At 66.4% G+C, this 12844-nt stretch carries 10 protein-coding genes; 2 read left to right on the top strand and 8 right to left on the bottom strand.

Going from position 1 to position 12844, the window contains the following annotated elements; all coding sequences use genetic code 11:
• Nucleotides 1–5: 5 nt before the first annotated feature.
• Complete coding sequence (locus DVO78_RS01010; RefSeq protein ID WP_157983790.1) at nt 6–716, bottom strand: maleylpyruvate isomerase family mycothiol-dependent enzyme; 711 nt, start codon at nt 714–716, stop codon at nt 6–8.
• A 95-nt stretch (nt 717–811) separates the two neighbouring features.
• Here DVO78_RS01010 and mfd point away from each other — a divergent pair, with 95 nt between their 5' ends.
• Both mfd and DVO78_RS01000 read left to right on the top strand, forming a co-directional pair.
• A complete protein-coding gene (gene mfd / locus DVO78_RS01005) occupies nt 812–4432 on the top strand; it encodes a transcription-repair coupling factor (RefSeq protein ID WP_120003151.1) in 3621 nt (1206 codons plus the stop codon).
• An 8-nt stretch (nt 4433–4440) separates the two neighbouring features.
• Complete coding sequence (locus tag DVO78_RS01000) at nt 4441–4935, top strand: RES family NAD+ phosphorylase (RefSeq protein ID WP_120002945.1); 495 nt, start codon at nt 4441–4443, stop codon at nt 4933–4935.
• On the opposite strand, the gene DVO78_RS18110 is transcribed toward DVO78_RS01000, so the two are convergent.
• From DVO78_RS18110 to DVO78_RS00965, 7 genes are all read right to left on the bottom strand, one after another.
• The gene (locus tag DVO78_RS18110) at nt 4932–5066 is read right to left on the bottom strand and encodes a hypothetical protein (RefSeq protein WP_274380723.1); all 135 of its coding nucleotides are present in this window, start codon (nt 5064–5066) and stop codon (nt 4932–4934) included. The genes DVO78_RS01000 and DVO78_RS18110 overlap by 4 nt on opposite strands.
• Nucleotides 5067–5587: 521 nt before the next feature.
• Nucleotides 5588–5920 carry a hypothetical protein gene (locus DVO78_RS00990; protein ID WP_120002944.1) on the bottom strand — a complete coding sequence of 111 codons (333 nt, stop codon included), beginning with the start codon at nt 5918–5920 and terminating at the stop codon, nt 5588–5590.
• 43 nt (nt 5921–5963) lie between these two features.
• Nucleotides 5964–6659, bottom strand: coding sequence for a deoxyribose-phosphate aldolase (gene deoC / locus DVO78_RS00985; protein WP_238385068.1), 696 nt, complete (start codon nt 6657–6659; stop codon nt 5964–5966).
• Between the two features lie 82 nt (nt 6660–6741).
• Nucleotides 6742–8589: a phospho-sugar mutase gene (locus DVO78_RS00980; RefSeq protein WP_120002942.1), complete on the bottom strand. Its 1848-nt coding sequence runs from the start codon at nt 8587–8589 to the stop codon at nt 6742–6744.
• A 2-nt stretch (nt 8590–8591) separates the two neighbouring features.
• Nucleotides 8592–9362, bottom strand: a complete 771-nt coding sequence (locus tag DVO78_RS00975; RefSeq protein WP_238385093.1) for a purine-nucleoside phosphorylase — start codon at nt 9360–9362, stop codon at nt 8592–8594.
• A 218-nt stretch (nt 9363–9580) separates the two neighbouring features.
• Nucleotides 9581–11254, bottom strand: a complete 1674-nt coding sequence (locus tag DVO78_RS00970) for a DUF885 domain-containing protein (RefSeq protein WP_120002941.1) — start codon at nt 11252–11254, stop codon at nt 9581–9583.
• A gap of 88 nt (nt 11255–11342) precedes the next feature.
• Nucleotides 11343–12791, bottom strand: coding sequence for an NAD(P)H-quinone dehydrogenase (locus tag DVO78_RS00965; RefSeq protein WP_120002940.1), 1449 nt, complete (start codon nt 12789–12791; stop codon nt 11343–11345).
• Nucleotides 12792–12844 lie beyond the last annotated feature (53 nt).

Genomic DNA, 12844 nt, shown 5'->3' with positions numbered 1-12844 from the left:
CGGGATCAGGGGACCAGGGACTGACTGATCAGCGCGGCTGCCTCCGGGTCCCCGTAGCTGGGATCCCACGGGGTCCGGTGCCAGATCAGCAGGAGCAGCTCATCGGCCCGGGCGCGGACTTCAATGGTCTCGCTTGCCTCTCCGATGCACACCGGCTCTGCGTCGAGGTCAGTGGCTGTGAGGACCAGGTTCTTCGGCAGCGGCTGGATCCGTCCGGCGCGCAGCATTCGCGGATACATGACCTCAGCGACCTCTGCCACACCGTCGAGGGCCAGCGCTGGATCGATCCCGGTGGACTGCCCCAGCGCACTGCCTGCGTCCCAGAGGTGGACGATTGTCTCGTGCACCTGTCGGCGCTGCCAGAACAGTGCTGTCCGCTGTTCCTTGACCAACGTCCAGCACGGTGCGTCCGGTCCGGCCTCGGCCAGCGCTTTGCGCAGGGTCTCAGCCTGAGCGGCGTACCATTCTGAGAGGCCCTCGCCCTGGTCCGGTTCCCCCTGGGACCGCTGCCTGGGGTCAGCACCACCCAGAATGCCGGTGGCCCATAGATGCGTCTGACCCAGATGAATCGCCACATCCCGGAGATCCCAGCCAGGACAGGCCACAATCTTGGTGCTGAGGGCGTCGTCGTGCTCTGCGGAGGCGACGGCAGCTCTGAACTGGTCTGTGGCGGCCGCAAGCTCATCCAGCCAGGGCCTTCCAGTGGGAGAGATCACAACATCCGAGCATACAGCCCCAGTCTCCAGAGCTTCCCGGTAATGTAGGGGTGGCCTGTTTTCTTCCCTAATCCTGCGTGTATGAGGTGTTCTGTGTGTCTTTGAAGGGTCTGCGAACCGCGCTGGCGGCGTCATCGTCATACTCACGGGTCGGCTCGGCGGCCAACCAGGCAGTGTCCGAGCGCACTGATGAGCTGCAGATCGCCGCGACCTCCGGGCTGAGGCCGGCACTGATCGCAGAAGTCGCCCAGAACCTGCGGGGCAACCACCGCGACGCCGTGACCCTGGCGATCACTGCCACCGACCGCGAGGCCGATGAGCTCCACTCCGCGCTGAGCGCATTCGCCCCGGAGGCCCAGGTGGCGCACTTCCCCTCCTGGGAGACCTTGCCGCATGAACGGCTCTCTCCGCGCTCGGACACCGTAGGCCGGCGTCTGGGTATCCTGCGGCAGTTGGCGCACCCGGAGCAAGCAGGCCGGCTCGATGTGGTCATCGCCCCGATCCGGGCGGTGATTCAGCCAATCGTTGCCGGGCTCGGGGATCTGGAACCGGTCACCCTGAGCGCAGGGGAGTTCTACGATTTCGACGACGCCGTCGCCCGACTCTCCGCTGCCGCCTACAGCAGGGTGGACATGGTCACCCGGCGCGGGGAGTTCGCTGTCCGGGGCGGAATCCTGGATGTGTTCCCGCCCCATGAGACCCACCCGGTGCGCGTGGAGTTCTTCGGCGACGAGGTCGAGCAGCTGCGACACTTCTCCGTGGCCGACCAGTTGTCCATCGACGCTGAGGATGCGCCGACCGCACTCTATGCGGTGCCCTGCCGGGAGCTGCTGATCACCGATGAGATCGCCGCCCGGGCAAAGGACCTGATGAGCACCATGCCGCACGCGGTGGACATGCTGGAGAAGATCAGCCAGCACCAGGCCGTCGAAGGGATGGAATCGCTGATCCCGGTGCTGGCCTCAACTATGGTGCCGCTGGTCACCGAGATGCCTGAAGGATCCTTGACCGTGGTGGTAGAGCCGGAGAAGGTGCGCACCCGCGCCCACGACCTGGCCGCCACCAACGAAGAGTTCCTGGCTGCGGCCTGGCAGGCCAGCTCCGATGGCGCCTCCGCCCCTATCGATGTCACTGCCCAGGAGCGGGACTCACTGGCCAGCGGGTCCTTCGCCACGTTGGCTGAGACCCGAGAGGCATCCCTGGAGCACGGTTGCGGGTGGTGGTCGATCACCTCCCTGGGAATCGACGCCGAGACCGATGCCGAATCCCCGGCCCAAGATGCTGACATCGTCTCTCTGGAGTCGCGCCCGCCCATCGGCTACCGCGGGTCGGTGGAACAGATGATGGAGTTCCTCGCCGGCCGTGCCAAGGACCAGTGGTCGGTGGTGGTCACCACCGGAGGCTCCGGGTCCGCTCAGCGCATCGCCGAGCTGCTGGCCGAGCACTCAGTGCCCCACCAACAGGCAGAAACGCTTGACGACGCCCCGGCACCGGGCCAGATCACCGTCAGCACCGCCAACGTTGCCGAGGGCTTCGCCGTCGATGCCCTGCAGCTGGCGCTGATCACCGAAGCCGAGATGCTTGGCCGGTCCATCCGCCAGGACAGCCGTGCCGGAAAGAAGCGCGCAACCCGCCGGAAGAAGAACCCGGTGGACCCGCTCTCGCTGTCCCAGGGCGATTTTGTGGTCCACGAGCAGCACGGCATCGGTCAGTTCGTCGAGCTGATCCAGCGCCCGGTGGGCTCCCCCCAATCGATCCGGGCCGGCACCGCAGGCATGCGCGAATACATGGTCCTCGAATACGCCTCCTCCAAGCGGGGCGCGCCCAAGGACAAGCTCATGGTCCCCACCGACCAGCTGGACCAGGTCAGCCAGTACGTCGGCGGTGATGAGCCGAAGCTCTCCAAGATGGGCGGCTCCGACTGGGCGGCCACCAAGCGCAAGGCCCGGAAGGCGGTCAAGGAGATCGCCGCTGAGCTCATCCGCCTCTATGCTGCCCGCATGGCCTCCCGGGGCCATGCCTACCAGTCCGACACCCCCTGGCAGTCAGAGCTGGAGGATGCCTTCCCCTATGTGGAGACCCCGGACCAGCTCTCCGCGATGGATGAGGTCAAACGCGATATGGAGGCCGAGGTCCCCATGGACCGGCTGATCTCCGGAGACGTGGGCTTCGGCAAGACCGAGATCGCCATCCGGGCGGCTTTCAAAGCCGTGCAGGAGGGCAAACAGGTCGCGGTTCTGGTGCCCACCACCCTGCTGGTGTCCCAGCACTATGAGACCTTCACCGAACGCTACGCCGGCTTCCCGGTCCGGGTCCGGGCACTCTCCCGGTTCCAGGGCGGCAAGGAGTCCAAGGAGGTGATGAGCGGGCTGAAGGAGGGAACGGTCGACATCGTCATCGGCACCCACCGGCTGCTGGGCAGCCAGGTCCAGTTCAAGGATCTCGGCCTGGTGATCATCGATGAGGAGCAGCGCTTCGGGGTCGAGCACAAGGAGCAGCTGAAGAAGCTGCGCACCAATGTGGATGTGCTGGCCATGACCGCCACCCCGATTCCGCGCACCCTGGAGATGTCCCTGGCCGGGATCCGCGAGACCTCCGAGCTGATCACGCCCCCGGAGGAGCGGCACCCTGTGCTCACCTATGTGGGCCCCTACACCGATAAGCAGGTCTCCGCGGCCATCCGCCGGGAGCTGATGCGTGAAGGACAGGTCTTCTACGTGCACAACCGGGTCGCCGACATCGACCGGGTCGCCGCCCGGATCCGTGAGCTGGTCCCCGAGGCCCGGGTAGAGGTGGCACACGGCCAGATGGGCGAGTCACAGCTGGAGCAGATCGTTCAGGACTTTTGGGAGCGCCGGTTCGACGTGCTGGTCTCCACCACCATCATCGAAACCGGGCTGGACATCTCGAATGCGAACACCCTGATCGTGGACAAGGCCAGCGCCTTCGGGCTGAGCCAGCTGCATCAGCTGCGCGGCCGGGTGGGCCGGTCCCGGGAGCGGGCCTATGCCTACTTCCTCTACCCTGCGGAGAAGCCATTGGGCGAGGACGCTCTGGAGCGGCTCAAAGCGGTGGCCGCGCATAATGAGCTCGGTGCTGGATTCCAGCTGGCCAAAAAGGACCTGCAGCTGCGTGGGGCCGGAAACCTGCTCGGCGGCGAGCAGTCCGGGCACATCGAAGGTGTGGGCTTCGACCTCTACCTGCGCATGGTCGGCGAAGCAGTGGCGGACTATCGCGGGGAGGAGGACATCCACCCCGAAGAGGTCAAGATCGAACTACCGATCAACGCCCATCTGCCTGCCGACTATGTCCCCTCAGAGCCGCTGCGGCTGGAGGGCTACCGGAAGCTGGCCGCGGCAGACACCGGTGAGAAGGTCGATGAGGTGGTCACCGAATGGGCCGACCGCTACGGCGAGCTTCCTGCCCCGGCGCAGAACCTGGTGGAGGTCGCACGCTTCCGCAACCGGGTGCGCGCGGTGGGCATCACCGACGTGGGCGTACAGGGCAAGTTCATCCGGTTCGCCCCGGTGGCTGAGCTGCCGGAATCGCGCCAGCTGCGTATGGAGCGGATGTACTCCGGCCAGCACAAGGCCTCCATGCAGCAGGTTCTGCTGGCCAAACCGACCACCAAGCCCATCGGCGGGGAGGACCTCACCGACGGCGCGCTTCTGCAGTGGCTCAGCGGAGTCTACGAGGCTCTGTTCGCACAGGGGTGATGAGCGCGATGCCTGAGGTGATCGAGGCAGAAAGCCCTTTTGTACGTGTTGCGGGAACGTTCTTCCGTGCAGTGGACCCTCGCTACCGAGACTCTGCACTGACCGGTTCCCGGAGTCCGGGGCGGTACTCCTCGGCTGATCAGCCCACGCTGTATCTGAGCTCTTCGGCCGAAGGCGTCGAGGCGGCTATGATCGCTCACCGCAGCGCGCGCACTCCGGATCTGGAGGTGCTAGAGCTCAGAGTGCGGGCAGAGCGCATCGTCGACCTGCGGGACAGCCGGGCCCGTGCGATGGCAGGCATAGAGCTCGACGACGCCACCGCGCCGTGGCAGGACCTCGTCACCAGAGGAGAGCAGTCGCCCTCGTGGACGGTTCGCCGCCGCATCGAGCAGCTTGGCGCAGAAGGGCTGATAGATCCCTCACGAAAGGCCCCTGGCCTGTGGCATCTGGTCCTGTTTCGCTGGAACGCCGCCGGCGGTGCCTCGGTGCGGGTACTGCGCTAAGCAAGCCGCGAGGCCGGGCCGGCCAACCCGCGGTAGACCTGGCGGGGAGAGCGCAGCTTGACCACGGTCAGCTGCGAGAACTCCTCAAGGATCTTCGGCATCCGGTCCGGCCACTTGCTGTGGGTCTTCATCTCCCACCGAATGATGTGGTCCTTGTCGGTGAGAACCGTCCAGAGCTGGGCTCGATGTTGCCATTGCAGACGCGCTCCTGAGTGATCGGGCGTCGTAAGGTGCGGCGCAGCAGACACTGCAGAGCCAGCGGCCGCGGGAAGTTGAGCCGCCAGATCAGGGTGTCTGCCCGGTCACCGACCACATGCTTCATGTCCTTGCCCCAGTACTGCCACTCGGTGATCCAGGCGTCTTGGGCGGCAAAGGCTGCGACGTCGCAGTAAACTCAGCACGCGTGATCCAGTCCGGTGCCCAGTGCAGGGCATCCATCTGGATGTAGGGAGTGTCCCACAGCTCACCGAGCCGATTGCCGAGAGTGGACTTTCCCACACCGGTGACCCCGGCGATCAGCACACGCCAGGGCTTAGCGGGCAGAGGATCGTCACAGCTCAGCATAGATACGAGATGCACAGCCTATTTGGCACAACGGGCCGCAATCGCCATGAATATGGGAAACAGACTGTGCGAATGCAGGGGTGAGCGCTCAGTAGCGCCCGGCAGGCTTGGGCTCGCCGGCCGGGGCCTGAGACTCAGCCGCGCGGGAAGCCATGGCGTCAAGAGGCTCACCGTGCTCGCCGTGCAGATCCTGCTGCTCCAGCGAGTCGGAGCGGCCGATGATCTCCTTGGCCACCAGGAATGCTGCGGTATAGAGAACGATGAAGATCAGCCCGGGCAGCCAGACAGCGTCCAGGTCCCAGGAGACCAGGGCGACCATAGACCCGAGAAGCAGGCCGAGCACAAAAAGGAAGGCAACCAGATTGCCGAGAAAGTGTCCCTGTCCGGAGTAGGCCCTGACCTGGCCGCGTGCATCAATCATGCGATCCCTCTGCCGTGAAGTGGTTGATACCGGCGACGGCGCCCTAGTAGGCACCGCTGCCGGAGCTTGTGTTCTCTGCCCCCACAATATCAAGTGATGAGCTGGCACCGATGCGTGTTGCCCCAGCACCGACGACAGCTAGGACGTCCTCGTAGGTGCGAACCCCGCCGGAGGCCTTGATTCCCAGCCTGCCGCCGACCTCACGGTGCATCAGAGAAATGTCCTCGACGGTCGCACCGCCGCCGGCGAAACCGGTGGAGGTCTTGACGAAGTCCGCGCCCGCGGCCTCGGCGGCGCGGCAGACCAGCACCTTGGCCTCCTCGGTCAGCAAAGTGGTCTCGAGGATGACTTTCAGAATTGCCCCCCCTGCATGTGCGGCTGCGGCTACCGCGGCGATCTGGGCTTGAACGGCGTCGGCGTCACCGGCGTTGGCATCAGCGATATCGACCACCATGTCCACCTCCTCAGCACCGCTGGACACCGCATCCTGAGCTTCGGCGACTTTCTGAGCAGTGGTGGTCGCCCCCAGCGGGAAGCCGACGACGGTACAGGTCTTCACACCGGTTCCTGCCAAGGCCTCGGCGGTCAGTCGCACCCACTTCGGGTTGATGCACACGGCGGCGAAGCCGTGCTCGACTGCTTCACTTATCACCCTGCGGACAGTGGCCTGGTCAGTGTCGGGTTTGAGCACGGTGTGATCGATCAGCCCGGCCAGCTCGTGAGGCGTGGGTGTGGACAACAGACAACTCCTTCGGGTGTGATGACCGCCTGAGGCGGCCGCATCAGGGAGCGCGCGGGACCGGTTGCCCGCCGCCTTGGTACTAGCCCAGTATCTCCTCCATGGAGGTGCGCAGCCGCTCCAGCTGGGCCTCGGCGGTCCGCCGTGCAGCAGTCAGTGCTTCGGGAGAGCCGGACTCCGGGAGCGCCACGGCCTCCAGATAGCACTTGACCTTCGGCTCGGTGCCGGAGGGCCGGACGATGACGCGGTGTCCTCCTTCGGTGAGGTAGACCAGCGCATCGGTGGACTTGGCCTGGGTGAACTCCTTGCCCGGCAGTGGGACGGTGCGCAGGTCGAGGGATTCGGCGATAGCATCGCCGGCGATCTCGGTAGGAGGGGAGCTCCGCAGCGCGGCGGTGACCGCACCCAGCTGGGAGAGATCCTTGACCCGGATCGTGACCTGTCCGGTGAGGTGAACCCCTACCTCGGCAGCGATCTCATCGAGCACATCCAGCGCGGTCTTGTCCTTGGCTTTGAGGTCGGCGATCATTTCGCTGAAGATCAGGGCCGCGGAGACACCGTCCTTGTCACGGACATGGACCGGGTCCACGTCGAAGCCGATGGCCTCTTCATAGCCGAAGACGATGTTGGGCACCCGGGCCAGCCATTTGAACCCGGTCAGCGTCTCCTCATGTCCGGCCCCCCGGGCCGCGGCGAGCTTGCCCAGCAGGCGGGAGGAGACCACCGAGTTTCCGACAGTGGGCTGATCGCCACCGTTCCGCCAGCCCTCGCGCAGCGGGCCGCGCTCCAAGACGTGCAGGCCCAGCAGGGCGCCGATCTCATCGCCAGAGAGCTGGCGCCAGCTTCCCGCGGCGGTGTCGAAGACCGCAGCGGAAAGACGGTCCGCATCAGGGTCATTGGCCAGCACCAGGTCGGCGTTGTGCTCGGCGGCCGCCTTCAGCGCCAGATCCAGGGCCCCGGCCTCCTCCGGGTTGGGAAAGTCGGCGGTGGGGAAGGCAGGATCGGGCGCGAACTGCTCGGCCACGGGCACCACATCAGTGAAGCCGGCGGCGTCGAGCAGATCGGTCACCGCCTCACCACCCACCCCGTGCATGGCGGTATAGACGATGGTGAGATCCCGGTGCGGATAGCCGGCCGGATCCAGGAGTTCCAGAGCCTCCTTCTGGTAGCTCTCCCGGGCCTGCCGGCCGATCACACGGACTCCGGAGGGGAGCGGCACCTCTGGAGAGGACACTGCGGCCGGTGCGGGGGAGCCTTCGGCGAAGTCGGATGCCACGATCTCAGCGATGGTCGCCGCGATCTCCTGATCCACCGGAGAGACAATCTGAGCGCCGACTCCCAGTCCGTCAGGCTCCAGGTGCCGGGAGAGTGCACCGCCCAGATAGACCTTGTACCCGTTGTCCCGGGGCGGATTGTGACTGGCGGTGACCATCACCCCGACCTCGGCGTCCTGGACCAGCACCTGGCGTGCCAGCAGAGGAGTGGGGCCGGGCTTGTCGAAGAGGTGGACCTCCCATCCGGCGTCGCGGAAGATCTCCGCGGTCTCGAAGGCAAACTCATCGGACTGATAGCGGGCGTCGAAACCGATGACGATTCGCCGGGCCGAACCCGTATCGGCTCTGCCTTCAGCGTCGTCGAGTGTGGCGGAAGCGTATTTCAGCAGGCCCACGGCTGTCTGGCGGACCACCAGCCGGTTCATCCGCAGAGGTCCCGGGCCCAGCTCCGCACGCAGCCCGGCGGTGCCGAAGGCCAGCCGCCCGGCGAACAGCCGCTCCAAGGAATCGTAGGCGGTCTGGCCGCCGTCTGCGGCGTCATGGAGAAGCTCTGTCAGCTCGGCCCGGGTGCTGGGGTCCGGGTCCAGCTCTATCCAGCGCGTCACCGTGTTCAGCAGTGCATCGCCGCCCAGTTCAGCGGTCCCGTGCTCAGCCATGGTCAGCTCTCCTCCAGTGTGCGGGTGATGATCTGGGCCAGCAGTGCGGAGATCCGCGGCGCCGCTTCCTGCCCGGCCTCGATGACCTCTCGGTGGCTCAGAGGTTCTTCGGAGATGCCTGCGGCCAGGTTGGTGACCAGCGAGATGCCGAAGACCTCCATCCCGGCAGCCCGGGCGGCGATGGCCTCCAGCGCGGTGGACATGCCCACCAGGTCTGCTCCAGCGGTGCCCAGATAGCGAATCTCCGCCGGCGTCTCATAGTGCGGTCCCGGCAGCTGGGCGTAGACGCCCTCGGGGAGCGAGGAGTCGACCTCCTTGGCGATCCCCCGGATCCTGGGGGAGTAGAGATCGGTGAGATCGACGAAATGTGCCCCGCGCAGCGGTGAGGTGCCGGTGAGGTTGAGGTGATCGCTGATCAGCACCGGGGTGCCCGGGGACCAGGCCGGGTTCAGCCCGCCGCAGCCATTGGTCAGTACGACGGCGCCGGCTCCGGCTGCCGCTGCGGTGCGCACTCCGTGGGCCACCGCGTCGACCCCTTTGCCTTCGTAGTAGTGGGTCCGTGCGCCGATGACCAGCACATGGGCCCTGGAAGCGGTCCTGATGACCTTCAGCGATCCAGAGTGCCCGGGAACACCGGAGGTGTGGAATCCCGGGACGTCCTCGGCATCGATCTCAGTGACCAGCTCACCGAGCTGCCCGGCGGCTTCACCCCAGCCCGAGCCCAGGGTGCAGGCCAGGTCGATGGTGTCCACCCCGGAGGCCTGCAGCAGCATCTTGGCGGCGTGCTCGGCCTGCTGGTTCGGCAGGCTGGTCGGATCATTGGTGGCTGCCAGCTCCACAGGATCGGGCAGGGTGCCGTGGTCGCTGGCCTCGGCGATGACGTGACCGAAGCCTGGAGAAGTCTGGGGGTCCTCGCCCCGCTCAGTGCCGCCTAGTGTGCTCATGACATCCAATTTACCCTGCTGGGCGGATCCGGGCGGCCTTCAGCTCCTCAGCTCTGCATCGCCCAGCGCAGGGTATCGAGACCCAGAGTGCCCAGCTGCAGCAGCTCAGTGTGGAAGGCTTTCAGGTCGAGTTCCTGCCCGGCCTGACGGGCAGCCTGCTCCTGCTCCGCGCGGATCTGCTGGAACACCCGCTGACCCACCTTGTAGCTGGGCGCCTGCCCCGGCCAGCCCAGGTAGCGGGTCAGCTCGAACTCCAGCTGCGCCTCGGAGATCGGCAGATGCTCGCGCAGGAATGCCCGGCCGTTGACCGGGTTCCACACCTGGGAGCCCCATTCAGCCGGAGCCCGGAAGCCGCAGTGCAGACCGATGTCGAAGATCACCCGGGCAGCGCGCATCCGCTGCATATCCAGCATCCCCATCATGTCCCCAGGATCATCCAGGTAGCCCAATTCGGCCATGAGATCCTCTGCGTAGAGCGCCCAGCCCTCCGCATAGCCGGAGGTGAAGCAGCCGTTGCGCCGCCAGAAGTTCAGCTTGTCCTTGACCAGCACGGCGGTGGCGATCTGCAGATGGTGGCCCGGCACGCCTTCGTGGTAGACGGTGGTGGTCTCGGCCCAGGTGGTGAACTCGGTGTCCTCCGGCGGCACCGACCACCACATCCGTCCCGGGCGGGAGAAGTCTTCTGAGGGACCGGTGTAGTAGACCCCGCCGTCGGTGGTCGGGGCGATGCGGCACTCCAGCTGATCCATGGGGGAGGGGATGTCGAAGTGCACATCTTTCAGGTCCGCGACCGCCTGATCGGAGAGCCGCTGCATCCACTCCTGCAGCGCTTCGGTGCCGTGCAGCTTCCGGGCAGGGTCAGTGTCGAGCACCTCCTTGGCCTCTGTGATGGTGGCGCCGGGCTTGATCGTTGAGGCGACCTCCTCCTGGGCGGCCACCAGCCGGGCAAGCTCCTCAAGCCCCCACTGATAGGTCTCCTCCAGGTCCAGCACCGTACCGGTGAAGCTCTGCGAGGCCAGCCGGTAATAGTCGATGCCCACAGCATCGTGAGCAGGAGCAGAAGGAAGCAGCCGCTCGGTGAGCCTGCGTGACAGGTCCAGGTAGGCATGGGCTGCGCCCTCCACACCTCTGCGGACATCGGCGGCGACGCCCCCGCTCACCCCGGCGGACTCAGCGGCTGCGACCAGCTGCGACAGCGGACCCTCTTCGGCGGCATAGGTGGCGAACTGCCCGGCAGCGGCCTGCACCTGCCGGGCAGCGGAGACCTTCCCTGCGCTCTTGGCAGCCCGCAGCGATTCCCACCAGCCCTCCAGCGCGGCAGGCAGATTGGCCAACCGGCCGGCGATATGGGCGAAGTCCTGGTCGGTGGATTGCGGCATCAGGTCCAGGATCTGCCGGGCCCCGTGGGCGGGGGTGGCGATGTTGTTGACCTCCTCACGTCCGGTGGCATGCAGGGCTGCCGCCAGGCCCAGCCGCTCACGCATGGCGTGGAGGGTGACCTCATCGGTGTGGTCGGCAGGGGTCAGGGTCTCCAGATCCTTCAGTGCGGCGGCGTCGAGCTCGGCCTTCAGCTGCTTGCCGGCCGGCGAGTAGTCCCCGTACTCGGTCTCATGGCCGCCGATGCCCAGGTAGGTGGCCTCCTCGGGAGAGAGCTCCAGTGCTTTGGCGGAGTAGTCCTCGGCGAAAGTATCAACCGCTGTGGGAGTGCGTGGCTCAGTCATGGACCAAAGCCTAGCTGGGCTGATGCCGCCGGCGCGCACGGCTCGCGCTCGCCGAGACACCGGCCTTCATGCCAAGAGCTCCTGCCGATCACCCGTCGGCGGGGTCCAGCACGTGCAGATGCAGCCGCCGGGCTGCTTCGGCGATCGAGCCGGTCAGTGAGGGGTAGACGGTGAAGGTGGAGGCGACGTCGTCCACATGGAGTTTGTGGGTCACCGCCAGTGCCAGCGGGTAGATCAGCTCTGAGGCACGGGGGGCCACCACCACTGCGCCGATCACCGTGCCCGAGCCCCGGCGGGCGAAGATCTTGACGAAACCCTCACGAATATTCATCATCTTGGCCCGCGGATTGGTGGTCAGGTCCAGCTTCACCACATCGGCCTGGTACTTCCCGGAATCCACCTGGGCCTGGGTGACGCCCACGGTGGCGATCTCTGGAGAGGTGAACACATTGGATGCCACACGGTGCAGCTGCAGAGGCTTGACCGCCCCGCCCTGCATATGAGCCACCGCGATCCGTCCCTGCATGGCCGCCACTGAGGCCAGCGGCAGCATCCCGGTGCAGTCACCTGCGGCATAGATATTGGTCGCAGTGGTGCGTGAGACGGTGTCCACCCGGATATGACCGGACTCCGTGGTCTCCACCCCGCACTCCTCCAGCCCGATGCCGGCGGTGTTGGGAATCCCGCCCACAGCCATCAGGCAGTGCGAGCCCTCCAGCACCCGTCCATCGGAGAGGGTGACGCTGACACCGTTCTCAGTCCGCTCAGCAGAGGCAGCCCGAGTTCTGGCGGCCAGCCGCACACCCACCCGCTGGAACGCATTCTCCAGCACCGAGGCCGCATCAGAGTCCTCCCCGGGCAGCACTTGGTCCCGGGAGGAGACCAGAGTGACCTCCGCGCCCAGCCGGCGGTAGGCCGAGGCGAACTCCGCGCCGGTGACCCCGGAGCCGACCACGATCATATGCTCCGGCACCTCGGCGAGGTTATAGGCCTGGGTCCAGTTCAGGATGCGCTCGCCGTCGGGCTGAGCACTGGGCAGTTCACGAGGATGGGCCCCGGTGGCCACTATCACGGCGTCGGCCTCCACCACCGAGGTCTCTCCGGCACCAGTGGTGACCTCCACATGGTGCGGTGGCAGCAAGCGGCCGCGGCCGGCGATGATACGCACCCCAGCAGCCTGCAGCGAGGCATGGATATCCCGAGACTGGGACTCGGCCAGCCTCAGCAGCCGGTGGTTGACCTTGGAGAAGTCGGCCCAGGCCTCGGCCTCATACTTGTCACCGCCGGATTCGCCGAACCGGACACCGAAGGAGGTGGAGGCGTTGACCCGCCGCATCGCATCAGCAGTGGCGATCAGCGTCTTGGAAGGCACCACATCGGTGAGCACCGCGGACCCGCCCATCCCCTTGTCCTCGACGATGGTCACCTCGGCTCCAGCGTCGGCGGCGACCATCGCTGCCTCATAGCCGCCGGGGCCGCCACCGATGATGGCTACTCGATCAGGGGCAAAACGCACAGGGGGGTTCGCTGGAGTCATGAGACCTATTCTGGCGGACTCTCCGATCAGGTGTCACAGAGGTTCGTGTTTAT

This window comes from Nesterenkonia muleiensis (genome assembly GCF_003600155.1).
In the GTDB taxonomy this organism is placed as follows: Bacteria; Actinomycetota; Actinomycetes; order Actinomycetales; family Micrococcaceae; genus Nesterenkonia; species Nesterenkonia muleiensis.
The sequence above is the reverse complement of the archived record's forward strand: the minus strand, read 5'-3'. Positions and strand labels throughout refer to the sequence as shown.

Bases quoted from the DNA above. Each gene is read 5' to 3' on its own strand.
- DVO78_RS01000 (WP_120002945.1), top strand. From the start codon at position 4,441: ATGCCTGAGGTGATCGAGGCAGAAAGCCCTTTTGTACGTGTTGCGGGA.
- DVO78_RS18110 (WP_274380723.1), bottom strand. From the start codon at position 5,066: ATGAAGACCCACAGCAAGTGGCCGGACCGGATGCCGAAGATCCTTGAG.
- DVO78_RS00990 (WP_120002944.1), bottom strand. From the start codon at position 5,920: ATGATTGATGCACGCGGCCAGGTCAGGGCCTACTCCGGACAGGGACAC.
- DVO78_RS00980 (WP_120002942.1), bottom strand. From the start codon at position 8,589: ATGGCTGAGCACGGGACCGCTGAACTGGGCGGCGATGCACTGCTGAAC.
- DVO78_RS00975 (WP_238385093.1), bottom strand. From the start codon at position 9,362: ATGCTGCTGCAGGCCTCCGGGGTGGACACCATCGACCTGGCCTGCACC.
- DVO78_RS00970 (WP_120002941.1), bottom strand. From the start codon at position 11,254: ATGACTGAGCCACGCACTCCCACAGCGGTTGATACTTTCGCCGAGGAC.
- DVO78_RS00965 (WP_120002940.1), bottom strand. From the start codon at position 12,791: ATGACTCCAGCGAACCCCCCTGTGCGTTTTGCCCCTGATCGAGTAGCC.